The 17,435-nt window shown below is 70.3% G+C and carries 15 protein-coding genes; 14 read left to right on the forward strand and 1 reads right to left on the reverse strand.

Translation table 11 applies throughout. From position 1 onward, the window contains the following. The first annotated feature begins 1 nt into the window (after nt 1). The 9 genes from IFU11_RS13850 (at nt 2) to IFU11_RS13890 (ending at nt 10,806) form a co-directional block, all read left to right on the forward strand. Nucleotides 2-1,375, forward strand: coding sequence for an FtsX-like permease family protein (locus tag IFU11_RS13850; RefSeq protein WP_192019303.1), 1,374 nt, complete (start codon nt 2-4; stop codon nt 1,373-1,375). Nucleotides 1,376-1,472: 97 nt separating this feature from the next. Further along, entirely contained in the window at nt 1,473-4,055 is a 2,583-nt protein-coding gene (locus IFU11_RS13855) for an ATP-dependent Clp protease ATP-binding subunit (RefSeq protein WP_192019304.1), read from the forward strand. A gap of 306 nt (nt 4,056-4,361) precedes the next feature. After that, complete coding sequence (gene dnaK / locus IFU11_RS13860; protein WP_192019305.1) at nt 4,362-6,224, forward strand: molecular chaperone DnaK; 1,863 nt, start codon at nt 4,362-4,364, stop codon at nt 6,222-6,224. A gap of 2 nt (nt 6,225-6,226) precedes the next feature. Further along, complete coding sequence (locus IFU11_RS13865; RefSeq protein ID WP_192019306.1) at nt 6,227-6,901, forward strand: nucleotide exchange factor GrpE; 675 nt, start codon at nt 6,227-6,229, stop codon at nt 6,899-6,901. 2 nt (nt 6,902-6,903) lie between these two features. After that, nucleotides 6,904-7,905 carry a DnaJ C-terminal domain-containing protein gene (locus IFU11_RS13870; protein ID WP_079704948.1) on the forward strand — a complete coding sequence of 334 codons (1,002 nt, stop codon included), beginning with the start codon at nt 6,904-6,906 and terminating at the stop codon, nt 7,903-7,905. 30 nt (nt 7,906-7,935) lie between these two features. After that, nucleotides 7,936-8,352, forward strand: coding sequence for a heat shock protein transcriptional repressor HspR (locus IFU11_RS13875; RefSeq protein WP_064297156.1), 417 nt, complete (start codon nt 7,936-7,938; stop codon nt 8,350-8,352). 90 nt (nt 8,353-8,442) lie between these two features. After that, a complete protein-coding gene (locus tag IFU11_RS13880; protein ID WP_191940405.1) occupies nt 8,443-9,087 on the forward strand; it encodes a hypothetical protein in 645 nt (214 codons plus the stop codon). An 84-nt stretch (nt 9,088-9,171) separates the two neighbouring features. After that, the gene (locus tag IFU11_RS13885; RefSeq protein ID WP_192019307.1) at nt 9,172-9,564 is read left to right on the forward strand and encodes a RidA family protein; all 393 of its coding nucleotides are present in this window, start codon (nt 9,172-9,174) and stop codon (nt 9,562-9,564) included. 42 nt (nt 9,565-9,606) lie between these two features. After that, the gene (locus tag IFU11_RS13890; protein WP_192019308.1) at nt 9,607-10,806 is read left to right on the forward strand and encodes a class I SAM-dependent methyltransferase; all 1,200 of its coding nucleotides are present in this window, start codon (nt 9,607-9,609) and stop codon (nt 10,804-10,806) included. A 90-nt stretch (nt 10,807-10,896) separates the two neighbouring features. On the opposite strand, the gene IFU11_RS13895 is transcribed toward IFU11_RS13890, so the two are convergent. Then, complete coding sequence (locus IFU11_RS13895; RefSeq protein WP_192019309.1) at nt 10,897-12,369, reverse strand: hypothetical protein; 1,473 nt, start codon at nt 12,367-12,369, stop codon at nt 10,897-10,899. A 91-nt stretch (nt 12,370-12,460) separates the two neighbouring features. On the opposite strand from IFU11_RS13895, the gene IFU11_RS13900 reads away from it, so the two are divergent. The 5 genes from IFU11_RS13900 (at nt 12,461) to IFU11_RS13920 (ending at nt 17,429) form a co-directional block, all read left to right on the forward strand. Continuing rightward, nucleotides 12,461-13,378: a DUF817 domain-containing protein gene (locus tag IFU11_RS13900; RefSeq protein ID WP_192019310.1), complete on the forward strand. Its 918-nt coding sequence runs from the start codon at nt 12,461-12,463 to the stop codon at nt 13,376-13,378. Nucleotides 13,379-13,546: 168 nt separating this feature from the next. After that, nucleotides 13,547-15,268 carry a sensor histidine kinase gene (locus IFU11_RS13905; protein ID WP_192019311.1) on the forward strand — a complete coding sequence of 574 codons (1,722 nt, stop codon included), beginning with the start codon at nt 13,547-13,549 and terminating at the stop codon, nt 15,266-15,268. Nucleotides 15,269-15,320: 52 nt separating this feature from the next. After that, entirely contained in the window at nt 15,321-15,605 is a 285-nt protein-coding gene (gene clpS, locus IFU11_RS13910) for an ATP-dependent Clp protease adapter ClpS (RefSeq protein ID WP_191940411.1), read from the forward strand. Beyond that, a complete protein-coding gene (locus tag IFU11_RS13915; RefSeq protein WP_192019312.1) occupies nt 15,602-16,171 on the forward strand; it encodes a DUF2017 family protein in 570 nt (189 codons plus the stop codon). The genes clpS and IFU11_RS13915 overlap by 4 nt, the downstream gene beginning before the upstream one ends. A gap of 52 nt (nt 16,172-16,223) precedes the next feature. After that, nucleotides 16,224-17,429, forward strand: coding sequence for a glycosyltransferase (locus IFU11_RS13920; RefSeq protein WP_192019313.1), 1,206 nt, complete (start codon nt 16,224-16,226; stop codon nt 17,427-17,429). The last annotated feature ends 6 nt before the right edge of the window (nt 17,430-17,435 follow it).

Raw genomic sequence — 17,435 nt, forward strand, 5'->3', positions numbered from 1 at the left:
GATGGCCGGTCTCGTTCTCCGCACACTCCAGCAGCAGTGGCGGGTGTGGATCTCCCTGCTCCTGTTCCTGGCACTCGCGAACGCGCTCCTTGTCAGCGTGGGAGTGCTCGTGGAGGTCGCCGATCGGCTGCCCGTCCGGGAACAGCGCATCGTCCGGAATCTGAGCACGCCGATGTACGGGATGGCCTCGCTCGCCGTCCTCGTCATCACCTCCAGCGCGGTCTCCTTGGCGGTGCAACTCCAGCGTCGACCGTTCGCGACTTGGAAGCTCGCGGGGATGTCGTCAGTGCGGATCGCCGGCGTCCTGGTATCGCAGCTGATCGTGCTCGGGACCGTGGGCGGAGCGCTCGGGCTGCCGCTGGCCCTATTGGTCGCGCCGCGGTTCACCGCCTGGGTCCTGCAGGCCAACGCGGTCACCGCGATCGTCGTTGCCCCGGCGAGCACGCTGGCGCTCCTGTCGACCTGGGCACTAATCATCGGCATCCTGTTGCTCGCCGGTCTGCGAGGCGTCGGCTCGATCCTCCGGGTACCGGCGGTCGACGCGGTCCTGAGCGCAGATGTCGTCCGCAGTCGCCCGACCGCGTTCAGGCTCGCGCTCAGCCTGGTCATCTCGGCGGCGGTCCTCGCAATGGCGGCCGGAATGGTCGGCTCGGCGAGCGGCGACGTGTCCAGTCGGCTCGGGCTCCTGGTCGGCCTCGCGATGCTCCTGTCGTTGCTGATCATCCCGCTGATCGCGCTGCACGTCTCGCGGGTCACTGCGCTGTTCCTCGCAGCGTGGACGTGGATCGTCCCACGTCGATGGTCGACCGCTTGGTACCTCGCGCGTCGCGGCTGCGCCTTCCGCTTGGACCGTGTAGGCGTCTCCCTCGTTCCGCTCTACGTCGCGGTCGCCCTCGCGAGTTCGATCTACACCGTGTTCGAGACCGCCGATTCCGCCAGGAGGGCGGCCGGGCTTGTGCCCGCCGGCGAGCACGGTATCAACCACTCCGGCGTCTGGACCATTCTCGGTCCGACGGTCGTCCTGGCGATCGCCGGCACCGCGACGGTCGTGGTGATGGCTGCTCGTGAGCGAACGCACGAGCGGGCGCTGCTGGCTGTGGGCGGCGTCAGTCACCGCTCGATCGTCGGGGCCGGCATCGTCGAAGCCTTCATGTATGCCGTGACCGCGACGTTTCTCGGGCTCCTGACGGCAGCGGCTGTCTCAGTGGTGGAGGCTGAGGCGTTCGGTCGCCTCGCAACGGGGGCGCGCCCCGTGCTCGCCGTCGTGCCAGGCCTCGCAGTCGGCGCTGCAGGTTTCTGTGTGCTGGCCGCCGCCCTCGCTTTGCCCGCGGCGCTGGAGCATCGTCGGTCGGCGGTGGACAGGCTCGCTCGCTGAAGGTTCGCTGGGATGCGGAACGGGCCCGGGAATAGCTTCGGGCACCCCGCGTTGGACTTGAGCGTACGACACTCAAGTTTGAATCCAGGAGGTTCACGTGCCCGAAGACTTCACCCAGGGCGGCGCAGCAGCAGACGGCGGATCGTCGTCGTTCGACGACTTCCTCGCCCGATACCTCGAGGGCGAGCGGGCGCGTTCGGCGCGGACCATCGACCTCAGCCGCTTCCTCACCGCGCGGACGCAGGAGATCCTGCAGCGCGCCGGCCGGTTCGCGCTCGAGCGCGGCCAGAACGAGCTCGACGCGCTGCACATCCTGCGCGTCATCGTGAGCGAGGAGCCCGCGAAGGACGCCGTCGCGCGCCTCGGCGTCGACCCGAAGGTCATCGCCAAGGCCGCCGAGCAGCGCCTGCCGCAGGCGTCCTCGCCGAGCGTCAAGGACCCGGCCATCACGCCGTCGGCCCAGCGCGCACTGTTCCACGCCTACCAGGTGGCCCGCGCCGCCGGATCGACGTACGTCGACCCCGAGCACCTCTTCTTCGCCCTCGTCATCAACCAGGACTCGCCAGCCGGTGAAGTCCTCGCCCGCGCCGGCGTCACGGCGGAGGCGCTGACCCAGGGCATGCGCCAGACCGTCGGCGACCCCGGCGTCGCCACCGACGACCAGGACGACCGCGATGCCGACGACCTCGACTCGGACACCCCGATGCTCGACCGTTTCGGCACCGACCTCACGGCGCTCGCCGCCGGCGGATCGCTCGACCCCGTCATCGGACGTTCGGAGGAGATCGAGCAGACCATCGAGATCCTCTCCCGACGCACGAAGAACAACCCCGTGCTCGTCGGCGAGGCCGGCGTCGGCAAGACCGCGGTCGTCGAGGGGCTCGCCCAGGCGATCGTCGACGGCGGCGTCCCGGAGCAGCTGCGCGGGAAGCGCGTCGTCTCACTCGACCTGCCGGCCATGGTCGCCGGAACCCGCTACCGCGGCGACTTCGAGGAGCGCCTCACCGGCCTGCTCGACGAGATCGCAGCCAACCGCTCCGAGCTGATCGTCTTCATCGACGAGGTCCACACCGTCGTCGGCGCCGGAGGTTCCGGCGAGGGCGGCATGGACGCCGGGAACATGCTCAAGCCGCGTCTCGCTCGCGGTGAGCTGCACCTCATCGGTGCGACCACGCTCCGTGAGTACCGCGGGATCGAGAAGGACCCGGCGCTCGAACGCCGCTTCCAGCCCGTGCGCGTCGGCGAGCCGTCGATCGAGGACGCCGTCCTCATCCTCGACGGTCTCCGTCCGGCGTACGAGGAGCACCACGACGTCCGCTTCACCGACGACGCCCTCCGCGCCGCCGTCGAGCTCTCGGCCCGCTACCTGCCCGACCGCGTCCTGCCCGACAAGGCCATCGACCTCGTCGACCAGGCCGGAGCCCGGCTGCGGTTGCGGCTCGGGAAGGCGGTCGACGTGAGCGCCCTCGTCGAGGAACTCGCGACACTCGAGGCGTCGAAGAACGCTGCCGTGTCGGCCGAGCACTACGAGGAGGCCTCGCGCATCCGCGATGAGATCACCGCCGTGCAGGCGAAGCTCGATGCCGCCTCCAACGGCCCCGGCGCGCGCACCGACCGCGACGCCGTCGTCGACGAGGCCCAGATCGCCGGCGTCGTGTCCCGCGCCACCGGCATCCCGGTCAGTCGGCTCACGGAGGGCGAGCGGGAACGTCTCGCCGGCCTCGAGGACGAACTGCACGCTCGCGTCATCGGCCAGCACGACGCCGTGACCGCGGTGTCGAAGGCCGTCCGTCGCAACCGCACGGGCATGGGGGATGCGAACCGACCCGTCGGCAGCTTCCTGTTCCTCGGCCCCACCGGCGTGGGTAAGACGGAGCTCGCGAAGGCGCTCGCCGGATCCCTCTTCGCTGACGAGCACTCGGTGATCCGCTTCGACATGAGCGAGTTCGGCGAACGCCACACGGTGTCGCGACTCGTCGGCGCCCCTCCCGGGTACGTCGGGTTCGACGAGGCGGGCCAGCTCACCGAGCGCGTGCGACGCAACCCGTACTCGATCGTGCTGTTCGACGAGATCGAGAAGGCGCACCCGGACGTGTTCAACCTACTCCTGCAGGTGCTCGACGACGGTCGCCTGACCGACGGTCAGGGGCGGACGATCGACTTCCGCAACACGGTCGTCGTCATGACGTCGAACCTCGGCTCCGAGTTCCTGGCCTCCCGGTCCGGTGCGATGGGCTTCGTGGCCGGCGGCGCCGACGACCCGACGGGCTTCGGCTCCGAGGAGGCGCTGCGTGCCCGGGTCATGGGCAAGCTGCGCGAGGCGATGCGTCCGGAGTTCCTCAACCGCATCGATGAGATCGTCCTCTTCCGCAAGCTCGACCAGCAGCAGCTGCAGGAGATCGTCGGGCTGATGCTCGGCCGCACGACCGAACGGTTGGCCGCGCGCGGTGCGTCACTCGAGACGACGCCCGAGGCGCTCGCGCTCCTCGCGGAGCTCGGCTACGAGCCGGAGTACGGCGCGCGCCCCCTGCGTCGCCTCATCCAGCGTGAGGTCGACGACCGCATCGCCGAGCTCGTCGTGAGTGGTGGGGTCGGCGACGGCTCGACCGTGCACGTCGACGCGGTCGGCGGGAAGATCGTCGTCACCGAGCGCTCCGTGGTGGTGGCGGAAGCCGCCTAAGCCGGGAGATGGATCGACAGGCTCAGGGACCGGACCTCCGGACCCTGGGCCTGTCGCCGTTCCGGCTGGCCGCCGCGCAGGCAAACTGGCCATCCGCTGGGAGTTGAGCCAGGCGGACTCAACTTTCTTGACGTCGAAACCGGGCCTCGGTAGCATTGAGTCATCGGGGCTCAAGTCTCGACGTCACACCAGCATCACCCCATCAACCAGCTCGGTGCCGAGCTCGTCGAGTCGGCCGGACGCCCACAGCATGCCGCCCGAGTCGACGAGTTCCGAACCGGCAGTCAACACAAGGAGAACCAACACATGGCACGTGCAGTAGGCATCGATCTCGGTACCACCAACTCGGTGGTCGCCGTCCTCGAAGGTGGAGAACCCACCGTCATCGCCAACGCCGAGGGCTTCCGCACCACCCCCTCCGTCGTCGCATTCACCAAGGACGGCGAGGTGCTCGTCGGTGAGACCGCGAAGCGCCAGGCCGTCACCAACGTCGACCGCACCATCGCGAGCGTCAAGCGCCACATGGGCACCGACTGGAAGTTCGACGTCGACGGCAAGAAGTACACGCCGCAGGAGCTGTCCGCCCGCATCCTCGCGAAGCTGAAGCGCGACGCCGAGCAGTACCTGGGCGACACGGTGACCGACGCGGTCATCACCGTCCCCGCCTACTTCAACGACGCCGAGCGTCAGGCCACGAAGGAGGCCGGTGAGGTCGCAGGCCTCAACGTGCTCCGCATCATCAACGAGCCGACCGCTGCAGCCCTCGCCTACGGCCTCGACCGCGGCAAGGAGGACGAGCTCATCCTCGTCTTCGACCTCGGTGGCGGTACCTTCGACGTCTCGCTGCTCGAGGTGGGCAAGGACGACGACTTCTCCACCATCCAGGTCCGCTCCACCTCCGGCGACAACCGCCTCGGTGGAGACGACTGGGACCAGCGCGTCGTCGACTACCTGATCAAGCGCTTCAAGGACTCGACCGGTGTCGACGTCTCGGGCGACAAGATCGCGAAGCAGCGCCTCAAGGAAGCCGCCGAGCAGGCGAAGAAGGAGCTCAGCTCCTCGATGTCGACCTCGATCCAGCTCCCGTACCTCTCCCTCACGGAGAACGGCCCGGCGAACCTCGACGAGACGCTCTCCCGCGCGAAGTTCGAGGAGCTCACGCAGGACCTGCTCGAGCGCACCCGCAAGCCGTTCAACGACGTCATCGCCGAGGCCGGCGTGAAGGTCTCCGACATCGCGCACGTCGTGCTCGTCGGTGGATCGACCCGTATGCCCGCCGTCGCCGAGCTCGTCAAGAAGCTCACCGGTGGTCAGGAGCCCAACAAGGGCGTCAACCCTGACGAGGTCGTCGCCGTCGGCGCCGCCCTCCAGGCCGGCGTGCTGAAGGGTGAGCGCAAGGACGTGCTGCTCATCGACGTCACCCCCCTGTCGCTCGGTATCGAGACCAAGGGTGGCATCATGACGAAGCTCATCGAGCGCAACACCGCGATCCCCACGAAGCGGAGCGAGACCTTCACCACGGCCGACGACAACCAGCCGTCCGTCGCGATCCAGGTCTTCCAGGGCGAGCGCGAGTTCACCCGCGACAACAAGAACCTCGGCACCTTCGAGCTGACCGGCATCGCGCCGGCTCCGCGCGGTGTGCCGCAGGTCGAGGTCACCTTCGACATCGACGCCAACGGCATCGTGCACGTGTCCGCCAAGGACAAGGGCACCGGCAAGGAGCAGTCGATGACCATCACCGGTGGCTCGTCCCTCGGCAAGGAGGACATCGAGCGCATGGTCCGCGAGGCCGAGGAGCACGCTGCAGACGACAAGGCCCGCCGCGAGCAGGCCGAGGTCCGCAACAGCGCCGAGCAGCTCGCCTACTCGATCGACAAGCTCATCAAGGAGAACGACGACAAGCTGCCCGAGGACGTCAAGACCGACGTCCAGGCCGATGTCGACGCCCTGAAGAGCGCGCTCGCCGGTGAGGACGAGGACGCGGTGAAGACCACGTTCGACAAGCTCAACGAGAGCCAGGTCAAGCTCGGCGAGGCGATCTACGCCCAGGCGCAGGCCTCCGAGTCCGCCGCAGGAACCGAGGCCCCGGCCGAGGAGGCGACCTCCGATGAGGACGTCGTCGACGCCGAGGTCGTCGAGGACGAAGACGACAAGGACAAGAAGTAACCATGACTGACGAGAACCAGAACCAGAACCAGGACGATCCCATCATCCGCGACAAGCGGCGGATCGACCCGGAGACCGGCGAGGTTCGTCAGCCTGGCACCGAGGGGGCTGACGCCGACGCGTCGGCCCCCTCGGGCGCACCTGCCGAATCCGCCGGCGCCGACGCACCGGCCGCCGACGACGAGCTGACCGTCGAGGACATCCTCAACGCGGCGCCCGAGGAGCCCGTGCAGGGCGGCGACCTCTCCCCGGCCGAGCAGCTCGCTGCAGAACGCCTCGGCGACCTGCAGCGCGTCACGGCCGAGTACGCGAACTACCGGAAGCGCACCGAAGCCGGCCGCGAGGTGGAGCGCGAGCGCACCACCGGCGAGGTCGCCAAAGTCCTGCTGCCGGTGCTCGACGACCTCGACCGCGCTGACAAGCACGGCGACCTCGAGGGCGACGCCCCCTTCACGCAGATCGCGGCTAAGCTCCGCGGTGCTGCCGAGAAGCTCGGGCTGAAGCCGTTCGGAGCGGTCGGCGAGACCTTCGACCCCAACGTGCACGAGGCCATCTTCCAACAGCCCACGCCGGGCGCCGAGGGCGAGACCGTCCTCGACGTCGTGGAGACCGGGTACCACCTGGGCTCCACCCTGCTGCGCGCCGCGAAGGTGGTCGTCGCGGTCCCGGCGAGCTAGCCATGGCGAGTCAGGACTGGTTCGACAAGGACTTCTACAAGGTCCTCGGCGTCAAGAAGGACGTGACGCCGGCGGAACTGAAGAAGGTCTACCGGAAGCTCGCCCGGCAGTACCACCCGGACTCCAACCCGGGTGATGCGAAGGCCGAGGCGAAGTTCAAGGAGATCAGCGAGGCCCACTCGGTCCTCGGCGACCCCGAGCAGCGCAAGGAGTACGACGCCGTTCGTGCCATGGGCGGTGGAGCACGCTTCACCGCCCCGGGTGCCGGTGGCGGCCAGGGCGGCTTCGAGGACGTCTTCGGGACGATGTTCGGTGGGGGCGGTGGTGGTGGCGGTCGCCAGAGCTACAGCTACCAGCAGGCGCCTCCCGGGTACGAGGACATCCTCGGCGGCATGTTCGGCCAGGGTGGCTTCGGCCAGACCTCCGGCGGTTTCCGCGGCTACGGCGGACCCACGCCGGGCCGCGACATCACCGCGCACACGACGATCGACTTCATCACGGCCACGCAGGGCGACACCATCTCCCTGCAGACCTCCGAGGGACGCACCATCAAGGTGAAGATCCCGGCGGGTGTGTCGGATGGACAGAAGATCCGCCTGCGCGGCAAGGGGCAGCCGAGTCCGGACGGCGGCGAACCCGGCGATATCGTGGTCACCGTGAGTGTCCGCAAGCATCCCGTGTTCGAACGCGACGGCCTGAACCTCCGCGTCACCGTGCCGGTCACCTTCGTGGAGGCCGCGCTCGGCGCCACGATCGAGGTTCCGACGCTCGGCGGCGACCCCGTCAAGCTGCGCGTCGCCCCCGGTACGCCGAGCGGCCGCGTCCTCCGCGTCAAGGGCCGCGGTGTCGCGACGACGAAGGGCACCGGCGACCTCTTAGCCGTCGTGCAGATCGTCGTCCCGGCGCATCTCGGCGGCGAGGCCAAGGAAGCACTCGAACGGTTCCACGAGCTGGAGCCGAAGGACAACCCCCGCGACGAGCTCATCGCTCGGGCGCGGGGCTAGCAGCCAGCAGCACACGGAAGGGCAGGGAGCATGGACGAGCATTCGCCGGTCTTCGCGATCGCGATGGCTGCCGAGCTCGCCGGCATGCACCCGCAGACCCTTCGGCAGTACGACCGGCTCGGGCTCGTGTCGCCGACGCGGACCGCGGGGAAGTCACGCAGGTACTCGATGCGCGACATCGCCCAGCTCCGTGAGGTGTCGAGGCTCAGTGCCGAGGGCGTCAGCCTCGAGGGCATCTCCCGCATCCTGACCCTGGAGAACGAGGTCAGCTCGCTCCAGGGTCGGGTGCGGGAGCTCGAGCACGCGCTCGCCAACGCCCTGCTGCGTACCCCGGGTAACCGGGTGTTCGCCGCCGGTATGGAGGGGAGCGTCGTCCCGATGCGGAGCGGTACCCGCACCCGCCGCCGGACCGAGGTCGTCGTCTGGCGGCCGTCGCTCTCCGAGTAGCCGACCACAGCGCACTCGTCGCCGTCATCCCGCGTGGATGACGACCACGGGTGCGCTGTCGTATGGGTGCGCGCCGCGTAGGGTTGGGGCATGAGCGCGCAGCCCGTGGTGACGAAGCCGGACCCGGCGCAGACCGCACCCGCGACGGCTCGGCGGCGGCGCGGCGCCCGGCTGACCGGACTGACCGCCTACCCGCTCATGTACTTCGGCGTCATCGCGGGCGTGCTTCCGCTGCTGACGCTCGTCGTGATCGGCGCCCCCATCCTCGTCGGCGTCCTGCTCGGTGCGGGCGAGGCCGAATGGGTCGACGGCTTCTCGCGCGTGTTCGGGTTCATCCTGCTCTTCCTGACACCGCCGTTCGGCGCCTGGGTGTGGGGGTACGTCGCGCTCGGGGTCGTCGCCTTCCTCGGTGGCATCGCCCTCAGCCTGCGGATCCTGCGACGTCACGGCGTGCGTCGCGCCGGAGCCGTCACGCACTGGGGCATGTGGGCCACCGTCCCGCTGCAGCTCATCTTCGCGGTCATCAGCCTCGTGATCGTGTTCGGTGCGATCGCGTCCGTCCGCGCCGAGGACGCCAGCGGCCTCGAGACCGTCCGTGCCTTCGGCCAGGGCGTCGCCATCGCCACGGTCGTCAACCTCCTCGTCTCCGCCGGGCTCGGCGTCCTCGTCTTCCCGGCCGTCCTGCGAGCCGTGAAGGCGGAGAAGCCGGCTCGACGCGCCCGTCGACGCGGCTGACCACTGGACGGTGTCGGTCCCCGGGAGCAGAATCGCTGCATCAGCCGGTCCAGGCTGTGTCGCCGCTCCAGAAGGGAAGCAGCCATGTCCACGCCGCCGATCGCCGTCGATCCGCCCTCCATGTACACGAGCCCCGCCTTCGCGCAGGGCATGATCCTCCCGGCCGGCCCGACGCTGTTCATCGGCGGGCAGAACGGCGTCGACGCCGAGGGCGCACTCCTCGACGGCCTCGGCCCGCAGACGGAACAGGCGCTCCGGAACGTCCTCACGGTGCTCGCCGAGGCCGGTTCCGGGCCCGAGCACGTCGCGAAGCTCACCATCTACCTCGCGCCAGGGATCGATCCGTCCGACGGCTATGCGGCGACCACGGCGGTCTGGGGTGGTCGCCGGACCGCGGTGACGGTCGTCTCCGTCGCCCCGGCACGTCCGGGAGCGCTCGTCGAGATCGACGCCGTGGCGGCGGTCCCCGCGTCCTGACCGCGCGAACCCGTGCGGACGACCCGCCGGTACGCTGAGGGGATGCCCGAGTTCTCCTTCGACGCGCTGCGCCGGTTCCCCGATCACGAGGCACCCAACCTCTTCGCCGTCGACGCGACCGACCGGCTCCTGCTCGACGAAGCGTCCGAGGCCCTGGCCGGGCGGGTGCCGACGCCCGGCGAGATCGTCGTCGTCGGCGACGCCTACGGGGCGCTGACCCTCGGCGCCATCGCGCTCCTGGGGGCGACCGACGTCCGGGTCCACCAGGACGCTGCCGTCGGAGAACGGGCCCTCGCGGCCAACGCCGAACGGCTCGGCGTCGACGGCGGCTTCCGCAACCTGCCGCTCGGCGAGGAGCTGTTCACGGGCGCATCACTCGTCCTCGTGCAACTCCCGAAGCACCTCGAAGCACTGCACGAGATCGCCGCCGCCGTGGCCCGTTGGAGCGCCGCAGACGTCCGCCTCCTGGCGGGTGGCCGGGTGAAACACCTGACGCCCGCGATGAACGAGGTCCTCGGTCGGAGCTTCTCGACCGTCACCGCGAGCCTCGCCCGGCAGAAGTCCCGGGTGCTCCGTGCGAGCGACCCGGTGACCGCCGCCGTCGAGGGAGCGCGTGACGAGGCTGACACCACGGCCCCGACCGCGCTGCGCACCGAGCACCATGCCGACATCGGCCTGACCATCGCCGCCGCCGGCGCGGCGTTCGCGGGCACGAAGCTCGACATCGGTACCCGCTTCCTGCTCGAGGCGCTGCCGGAGATCGCGCCCGACGCCCGGACGGCCATCGACCTCGGCTGCGGCACCGGCGTCCTCGCGGTGTCGCTCGCCATCGCCCGACCCGAGCTTGCAGTCATCGCGACCGACCAGTCCGCTGCAGCGGTCGCCTCGACCACCGCGACCATCGCGGCCAACGACGACGCCGACCGCCGGCTGGCCGAGCGCATCACGGTGCTCCGCGACGACGGCCTGTCGATGCAGCCGGACGCGTCAGCCGACCTCATCGTCCTGAACCCGCCCTTCCACAGCGGGACCACCGTCCACACGGGCGTCGCCCACGACCTGTTCGCCGAGGCCGCGCGTGTCCTGCAGCCGGGTGGCACCCTCGCCGTCGTGTGGAACTCGCACCTCGGCTACCGGGCTGCCCTCGAGCGGCTCGTCGGTCCGACGACGCAGTTCGCGCGCAACCAGAAGTTCACGGTGACGATCTCGCGCCCCCGGGCCGCCGGCGAGCCGCGTCCGTAACTCCTGCGGCTTGGACCACTCAGCGAGCAGCGGCCGCTCGAGCACCGGCATCGTCGACGGTCCGGACGGGCGTTGCAGGAGTTGTGGACGTCAGACGGCGTTCCAGAGGCGCTCGATGCGCTCGCGGAGCGCGGTCTCCTCCGGGGACTCGTCGGCGTACTCCGAGGCGTCGATCGTGATGGTGTCCGCGGCGTCGAACCACCAGGTCCCCGACTCACCGTCGACCCCGATGCTGGTCCACGTCCCCGGAGCGACGCCCGACTTGACCAGGCCGATGGCCGTCCCGAGCGTCGTGTCATCGCCCGCGTGGAGTTCGACCTGCAGGCGACCGACGCTGCTGTCGAAGGAGAGCAGCGAGCCCATTGCGGTCAACTGCTCGACCAGGGCGAACAGCACGGTCGCGTCCTCGCGAGCGCCACGCACGGAGAACGTGCCAGGGGAACCGCTCACGACGGGGCCGTCGATGCCGAGCGACTCGACGACCGATGCCTCCGGCAGGGCGTCGAGGACGTCGAGGGCGGTGCGCCCGGCGCCCGGGTCCGCGACGGTGATCCCGAGGCTGTCACTCGACGCCGCGATCGCGGTCACGCCGGGCACCGCGCCGAGAGCCTGGACGACCGGCAGCATGTCCGCCGACTGGACGCCGTCATCCCAGGTGACGATGCCGCCCTGGATCTCCACCGCGACATCCGCCGGAACCGCACCCGTCGCCACCGCGGTCGCGGCGGCCACGTCGTCGACGCTCGCGATGCGGAGGTCGATCGTGTCCGGGGTCAGCGTGGCGCCGATGACCTCGAACTGCTCGGCGACGGCCAGGTAGGCGGCGCGGGTCGTGCCGGGGTCGCCGCTGACCGTCGCATCGTCGTCAACGCCTGAGGACATGGAGAACCGCGCGTCCCCGTCCCAGTTGGGGAAGCCGGGGGGCGCATCGTCGGCATCGTCCTCGCCGGGTTCGGCCGGGTCGACACCGTCATCGCTGCGGCCGGTGACGACCGCGGCGGTGTAGGCGGGCGTCGCGTCGGCGGTCGCCCTGGCCAGGTCGTAGGCGGCGAGGAAGTCCTCTCCGGGACGCGCCACGAGGGTGAGCGAGGCCGCGCGCGCACCGTCGGTTCCAGCGGAGGCGAGCTGCAGCTCGCCGCCCGGCACGCCCTCGTCCTCGAGCGAGGCGAGCAGCTCCAGCTGGGTCGCGTTGTCGGCTCGTCGGTCCAGGACGGACAGGGTGAACCCGCGGACGGTGAGGTCGACGCCCTCCCACGTCGCTCCGCCGCTCCGCTTCGCCTGCTCGTTCAGGAATCCGCCGATGCGGTCCACGATCGCGCTCAGTCGATCGTCGGTGACGTCGTCGCCCAGGAGCACCGACGCCGATGCCGTTCCGCTCCACGGCAGGGTGTTGCTCCCGGTCGTGTCGACATCGGCCACCTCCGGGACATCGTCCAGGAGCTGCTCGAAGTCCCGTCCGGCGGCGGAAGCCGCGTTCACGTCGCCACAGCCCGAGAAGCCGAGGACGGCTGCCATGGCGAACAGCGCCGTGGCGACGGTCCGGATCGTGCGGTTCTGCGGCATGCGTCCACCCTAGGAGCCGCACGCCGCAGCCCGCGTCGGGGTGGTCCCGACGTCTCAGGTGCGGCGCCGAGTGTGCCCGTATGCTGGCCCGATGTCCGAGCCGTCCACCCCCGCAGACGGAGCACCTCGCGGCTCGCGCCGCCGAGATCAGCACGATCTCACCGCGGTCGAGCGCTGGATCGACGACCGGGCCAACCGGCTCCTGCGCGACGCCCCCGATGGCGGTGCGCGGGCGAAGGCCGTCGAGTTCCTCGTCTTCGGGGCGAAACAGGCGTGGGCGTGCATCTTCGGCGCAGCGATGCTCGCGGTCATCGTCGCCGCCCGCCTCTGGTACCCGGACGACGTCTGGCTCGCCCGGAACGACGCGCTCGTCGTCGCTGCCATCGTCATCCAGGTGGTCATGATCGTCACCAGGCTCGAGACGGGCCGCGAGCTCTGGGTGATCGTCCTGTTCCACGTCGTCGGGACGGGCATGGAACTCTTCAAGACCGGGGTCGGATCGTGGGAGTACGACGGCGGCGGGGTCCTGCACCTCGGTGCCGTGCCGTTGTACACCGGGTTCATGTACGCGGCCGTCGGGTCGTACATGGTCCGCGTGTACCGGCTCTTCGACCTCCGGTTCGACCGCTATCCACGGGTGTGGCTCACGACGATCATCGCCGCCGGCATCTACGTCAACTTCTTCAGCCAGCACTACGTTTTCGATCTGCGATGGGTGCTGCTCGCCGCCGTCCTCCTCGTGTTCGCACGGACGATGATGCACTTCCGCGTGTTCCGTCGGACGCACCGCATGCCCGTGCTGGTGGCGTTCCTGCTCGTGGCCTGCTTCATCTGGATCGCCGAGAACATCGGGACGATCACGGGCGCCTGGCTGTACCCGAATCAGGAGGACGGCTGGCAGCTCGTCCCGCTCACCAAGCTGGTGTCGTGGTTCCTCCTCATGATGATCTCGGTGGTGATGGTCACCTGGGTGTACCCGCCCAAGCGGCCCGATCGCCTCCCGACCTGAGCCGCCTACTGTCAACGGTTGCTGAAGGCGGTGCGCTCACCGGGTAGGGTTCGGGAGTGAGCGGCCCGAGCCCGGTGATCGCTCGTCCCCTTCCGGAGAGCAGCCATGGCCCAGCGTCAGCCCCAGGACCCACGCTTCCGTGATCGTGGCGGCGCTCGGCCGGTCCCCATGCAGTCGGGTCCCGTTCCGGCGGGCCAGGCCCGCCCTGCCCCGGCTCGACCTGCCGCCGCTCCACGGCCCGCATCACCGGCCGTCGGCATCTCCGTCCCGGCCGCGGCAGCCGCACCCCTGCCGCGGGCCAACCATCTCTTCGCCGGAGCGCAGTTCGCGTTCATCGCCTCGATCGTGATGCTCGGGCTGTACATCGGCCTGACGTCGACCTGGACCCTGCTGGAGCCGGACTTCCTCATCGGGCTCTCCCTGACCGCTGCGGCCACGTCCCTGCTCTTCGCCGTGCCGCCGTCAGGCAAGCTCCGTGGCCTGCTCGTGCTCGTTCCGACCATCGACATCCTCGCCGTCGGGTTCTTCCGCGACACCCTGCCGAACCTGCCGACGTCGGGTCTCCTCATCGTGATCCCGGTGCTCTGGCTCGCGGGTGGGTTCGGGGTCTCGGCACTGCCCGTACCGGTGTTCGGAGCGATCTTCGTCTCCCTGGTGCCGGTCGCGCGCGCCGGAGCGTGGCCGACGACGCCTGGCGGGTGGGGTGCGATCTGCATCCTGCCGGCCCTGGTCCTCATCATGACCGTCACCGTGCACCTGGCCGCGCGCCAGCTCCGCGCCCACGAGGGACGGGCGCGCATCGCGCTCGCCGCGGCGACGGAAGCGGCGGCCGTCGCGACGACGGTTTCGGAATCCGTCGACGCCGCCGTCGCCTTCTTCCGGCCCGACGGCACGGTGGCGCTCCGGAATGAGGCCACGTACGAGCAGGCCCGACTGGCGGGGTTCGACCCCAAGACCCGCGCCGGCGTCCACGTCTACGGACCGGACCGGAAGACCCGGCTGCGGCCCGACGAGCAGGTCATCAACCGGGCGCTGCGCGGAGAGAGCTTCCGCGGCGATCTGTACTGGGTGGGGGAGCCGGGCGACCAGCGCGCCATCATCGGGAACGCGCGACAGGTGCACACCGACGACGGCACGTTCGTCGGCACCATCACCGTCGGTCACGACGTGACCGACCTCGCGAACGCGGTGGCGCTGCGGGAAGCGTTCCTGATCGACGTGTCCCACGAACTCCGCACCCCGTTGACGTCGATCATCGGCTACCTCGACCTCCTCACCGAGGGACATGACCTGCGGCAGCTCGGGCTCGAGCGCGAGGTCTCGACGATCCAGCGCAACGCGGAGCAGTTGTACGCGATCATCGGCGACCTGCTCGCGGCGGGCGACGCCGAGATGCGGGTGCGGATCGCCCTCACCGACGTCGCCGACATCGCCCGGCAGAGCGTGGGAGCGATCCTGCCGCAGGCGTCGGAGGCCGGTGTCGTCGTCCGAGCCGAGGTCCCGCCGCACGTGGAGCTAGAGGGCGACGGTGGACGGCTCCGCCAGGTCCTCGACAACCTGCTGTCGAACGCGGTGAAGTACACCCCGCGAGGTGGGCGCGTCGTCGTGACCGTCGCAGTGGACGGTGAGACCTGCACCGTGAACGTCGCGGACACCGGCATCGGCATCTCACCGGACGCCCAGCGGCAGCTCTTCGACCGCTTCTTCCGGGCCAGGGAGGTCCGCGACGACGCGCGGCCCGGCGTCGGCCTCGGGCTGTCGATCGTGAAGTCCATCACCGAGGCGCATCATGGCTGGATCACCGTGTCCAGCCGCCCGGGCCGCGGCTCCACCTTCACCGTGACCCTGCCGCTCCGCCAGCCGCGGGCCGGCGCACCGTCCGCTTCCTGAGTCGGACCCCGGCAGGGAGGCGCTGCGGCACGCATCGTGGGAGGCTTGGAGGATGGCGCAGATCCTCGACCAGCCGATCGTCGACGAGGCGACCCTCACCATGCAGCCGTGGGTCACCATCGTGTGGAACGACCCGGTGAACCTCATGTCCTACGTCTCGCTCGTGTTCCGCAGCTACTTCGGCCACACCCACGAGGAGGCGGAGCGACTCATGCTCGCCGTGCACCACGAGGGCCGTGCGGTCGTCGCGACCGGCAACCGCGAGGAGATGGAGCGCCACGTCGAGGCCATGCACGGGTACGGGCTCTGGGCCTCGCTCGCGAAGGCCGACGCATGAGCGCCTTCGTCCGTCCGCCCGTCGGACCCGTCGTGCTCCGCCTCGACGAGCAGGAGACCTCGATCCTCGAGCAACTGGCGAGCCAGCTCGTCGACATGCTCGAGGACGCGACGCGTGCCGGGTTGGCGACCGCCGTGGAGCTCGACCCCGCCATGGCGCGACTGGTGCCGGAGGGGTACCGCGACGACCCCGAGGCCGCCGCGGAGTTCCGACGCTTCACCGCCGACGACCTCGTCGGCGGCAAGGTGACCGCGGCGCGGACCGTCCTGGCGGCGCTCACCGCCGACGCGTCCGACGCGGCTCAGCCGACGGACATCCCGGTCGGGCACGAGGACGGTGCAGCCGTGACCCTCGAGGGCGAGACGGCCTGGACCTGGCTGCGGTTCCTCAACGACACCCGGCTCACCATCGCGGCGCGACTCGGCATCGAGGAGGACGACGCGGAGCCGTTCGACCCGGCTCCGACGACCTCGGACGACGAGCAGGATCCGCAGCTCATGATGGCGATCTACGCCTGGCTCGGGTACCTGCAGGAGTCGATCGTCGCCGTCCTCGACGAAGCCTGAGTCGCGGCGCCGGACACCTGCGACCCGGGCGCCACGGGTAGCCTTGGTGACCATGCACATCCTCGTCTTCAGCGACCAGCACCCCGAGTCGTCCGGCGGGGCCCAGGTCTCGATCCGGCTGCAGCGGCGCTTCCTGGAGGCCGCGGGACACACCGTCACGGTGTGCTCGCCGCGGATGCACCAGGAGCACGACGACGACCCGCACTATCTCGACACCCCTTCGATCCCCATCACGCTCGACCTCGAGTACTCGATGACCGTGCCAGGCCGCCTCACCGACCGCTGGCTCGACGCACGTCTGGCCGAGCTGCCCCCGGTCGACGTCGTGCACGTGCAGGCCGACTTCTGGCAGGCGCTCACGGCCTACCGTTACGCCGAACGGCACGGGATCCCGGCCCTCCACACGATGCACAACCGCATGGACGTCGGCATCGAACAGACCATGCCGGCGCCGGGCCTCGTCGTCGGAGCCCTGTCGTGGTGGCAGCGCCGGGTCCTCCGGCCGCGGCTCTCGACCCTGCCGACCGGCGTCTGGTCCTACCTGCAGGAGTTCGCCAAGCGTGCGGCCGTCGTCATCGCGCCGTCGCACCACTTCGCGCGGGTCCTCCGTGAGCAGGGCGTGACCGCCCACGCCGAGGTCCTGTCGACGGGCGTCGACGACGCGGTGCTCGACGAGATCCTCGACGAACGCGCGACCACGCTCCACGTGCCGCACCGGCTGCCGTCGTTCGTGTGGATCGGCCGCTTCAGCCAGGAGAAGCGGCTCATGGAGTTCCTCGAGGCGGTCCGGCTCGCGGACGTCGACGCGGTGTTCCGCCTGTACGGGGCCGGACTCCTGCTCGCGAAGGCCCAGGCGTTCGTCGCACAACACGACCTCGCCGACCACGTCGTCTTCGCCGGTCGTGTCTCGTACCCCGACTCGCTGCGCGCGATCGCCGACGCCGACGCCCTCGTGCAGACGTCGATCGGGTTCGAGACGCAGGGCATGACCGTGTTCGAGGCGGCCGCACTCGGCACACCGTCGATCATCAGCGACCCGAACATCGCGGCGGAGCTCCCGGCCGACTCGATGTGGCAGCCGACGGACGGTGGGGTCGAGGCGCTCGCCGAAGCGATCCGCCGCGCCGTCGCCGACATCGAGGCGGGAACCGCACCGGTCGTCGCACCGGGCCTCGCCCGCACCCTGCGCCAGTCGACGCAGACCACCCGCCTCATCAGCCTGTACGAGGCAGCCCTGGCGCCGGAGGCCGCGCGCTAGCATCGG

Source organism: Plantibacter sp. CFBP 8804, assembly GCF_014841225.1.
In the GTDB taxonomy this organism is placed as follows: domain Bacteria; phylum Actinomycetota; class Actinomycetes; order Actinomycetales; family Microbacteriaceae; genus Plantibacter; species Plantibacter auratus.

Coding starts and splice junctions, on each gene's coding strand:
- IFU11_RS13920 (WP_192019313.1), top strand. CDS start 16,224: ATGCACATCCTCGTCTTCAGCGACCAGCACCCCGAGTCGTCCGGCGGG.
- IFU11_RS13895 (WP_192019309.1), bottom strand. CDS start 12,369: ATGCCGCAGAACCGCACGATCCGGACCGTCGCCACGGCGCTGTTCGCC.
- IFU11_RS13880 (WP_191940405.1), top strand. CDS start 8,443: ATGAGCGCGCAGCCCGTGGTGACGAAGCCGGACCCGGCGCAGACCGCA.
- clpS (WP_191940411.1), top strand. CDS start 15,321: ATGGCGCAGATCCTCGACCAGCCGATCGTCGACGAGGCGACCCTCACC.
- IFU11_RS13900 (WP_192019310.1), top strand. CDS start 12,461: ATGTCCGAGCCGTCCACCCCCGCAGACGGAGCACCTCGCGGCTCGCGC.
- IFU11_RS13885 (WP_192019307.1), top strand. CDS start 9,172: ATGTCCACGCCGCCGATCGCCGTCGATCCGCCCTCCATGTACACGAGC.
- IFU11_RS13850 (WP_192019303.1), top strand. CDS start 2: ATGGCCGGTCTCGTTCTCCGCACACTCCAGCAGCAGTGGCGGGTGTGG.
- IFU11_RS13890 (WP_192019308.1), top strand. CDS start 9,607: ATGCCCGAGTTCTCCTTCGACGCGCTGCGCCGGTTCCCCGATCACGAG.
- IFU11_RS13865 (WP_192019306.1), top strand. CDS start 6,227: ATGACTGACGAGAACCAGAACCAGAACCAGGACGATCCCATCATCCGC.
- IFU11_RS13905 (WP_192019311.1), top strand. CDS start 13,547: ATGCAGTCGGGTCCCGTTCCGGCGGGCCAGGCCCGCCCTGCCCCGGCT.
- dnaK (WP_192019305.1), top strand. CDS start 4,362: ATGGCACGTGCAGTAGGCATCGATCTCGGTACCACCAACTCGGTGGTC.
- IFU11_RS13870 (WP_079704948.1), top strand. CDS start 6,904: ATGGCGAGTCAGGACTGGTTCGACAAGGACTTCTACAAGGTCCTCGGC.
- IFU11_RS13875 (WP_064297156.1), top strand. CDS start 7,936: ATGGACGAGCATTCGCCGGTCTTCGCGATCGCGATGGCTGCCGAGCTC.
- IFU11_RS13915 (WP_192019312.1), top strand. CDS start 15,602: ATGAGCGCCTTCGTCCGTCCGCCCGTCGGACCCGTCGTGCTCCGCCTC.